The organism is Rhizobacter sp. P2_H2 (genome assembly GCF_056403375.1).
Window position 1 is genome coordinate 1 of record NZ_JBFUFP010001201.1, and the last position, 1,518, is coordinate 1,518.

Sequence of the window (1,518 nt, forward strand, 5' to 3'; positions counted from 1 at the left end):
AGCCAGCGCTGGTCGACGAAGGGCATGCCGGCACGGCGGGCTTCCGTCGCGATGACTTCGCGAGCCTGGCGCTTGGTGCCGATCATCAKGATGGTGCCGCGGCGTGCTGCCAACTGGCGGATGAATTTCAACGCGTCGTTGAAGAGCGGCTGCGTCTTCTCGAGGTTGATGATGTGGATCTTGTTGCGATGGCCGTAGATGTACGGGGCCATCTTCGGGTTCCAGAAGCGGGTTTGGTGGCCGAAATGGACGCCGGCTTCCAGCATCTCACGCATGGTGATGGTCATGTGAACTCCAAAGGTTGGTTCTAGAATCCGTCTCGAATTGCAAGGTTTTGAGACCTCTGCAACACCTTTCAACAGCCGGATTCGCGATTTGTTTTCTGCTGCGCCACCTCTCTCGGTACGAGAGAGGGATTGCATTCAGATAAACCCGTAGAGTGTAGCACGGCCTCCTCCCCTCTCCATGCCTCTTGACCTCACCGCTGCCGTCAGCGAGATCCAGCTGGGTCGCTCGACCGCCGTCGACGCGCTGGCGCGCAGCCAGGCCGCCGCCGACCTCCCCGTCAACCGGCACACCTTCATCCGCCGCTTCGCCGGCACGCAGGCCGTCGCGGCCGGCATCGATGCGCAGGCCGCCGCCGGCCTGCCGCTGCCGCCGCTCGCCGGGTTGGCCGTCAGCATCAAGGACCTGTTCGATGTGGCCGGCCATCCGACAAGCGGCGCGTCGCGCGCGCTCGCCGACGCGCCCCCCGCAGCGCGCGACTGCACGGCGGTGTCCCGGCTGCGCGCCGCCGGTGCCGCGCTGATCGGCCACACGAACCTGACCGAATTCGCGTTCTCCGGCGTCGGCATCAACCCGCACCATGGCACGCCGCTGAATGCAGCCACCGCCGCGCTCGACCCGCAAGCGCGCATCCCGGGCGGCTCGACCGCAGGCGGCGCGACCTCGGTCGCCAGCGGCGCCGCCTGGGCCGCGCTCGGCTCCGACACCGGCGGCTCGATCCGCATTCCCGCCGCCCTGCAAGGCCTGGTCGGGTTCAAGAACACCGCACGCCTGACGCCACTCGACGGCGCGATCCCGTTGTCGACCTCGCTCGACACCGCCTGCGCGATCACCCGCTCGGTGCGCGATGCGGTGCTGCTGCACGAACTGCTGTCGGCGCGCCGCGTGACGCTGGCGCAGCGCCCGGCCTCCGCACTGACGCTGGCGGTGCCCGGCGGCGCCTTCCTCGACGGCCTGGACGCTGCGGTGGCCTCGGCCTTCGAGCGCAGCCTCGCCACGCTGCGCCGTGCGGGCGCCCGCCTGCAGGAGATCACGCTGACCGAAGTCGACGAGCTGGCTGCCATCAACGCCGCCGGTGGCCTGCCGGCGGCCGAGAGCTGGACCTGGCACCGCACGCTGCTCGGCACACGCGAAGCCGACTACGACCCGCGCGTCGCGCTGCGCATCCGCCGCGGCGAGCGCATGAGCGCGGCCGACTACATCGCGCTGCTGCAGGCCCGCGCAGGCTGGATC

2 protein-coding genes are annotated in these 1,518 nt (G+C 69.6%); one reads left to right on the forward strand and one right to left on the reverse strand.

Annotated elements, in window-relative coordinates:
- Window positions 1-287, reverse strand: a 287-nt coding sequence (gene rpsB / locus AC1D15_RS31560) for a 30S ribosomal protein S2 (RefSeq protein WP_477829147.1), incomplete at its 3' end; no start/stop codon positions are given.
- A 178-nt stretch (window positions 288-465) separates the two neighbouring features.
- On the opposite strand from rpsB, the gene AC1D15_RS31565 reads away from it, so the two are divergent.
- On the forward strand, window positions 466-1,518 hold a 1,053-nt coding region (locus tag AC1D15_RS31565), incomplete at its 3' end, for an amidase family protein (protein ID WP_477829148.1).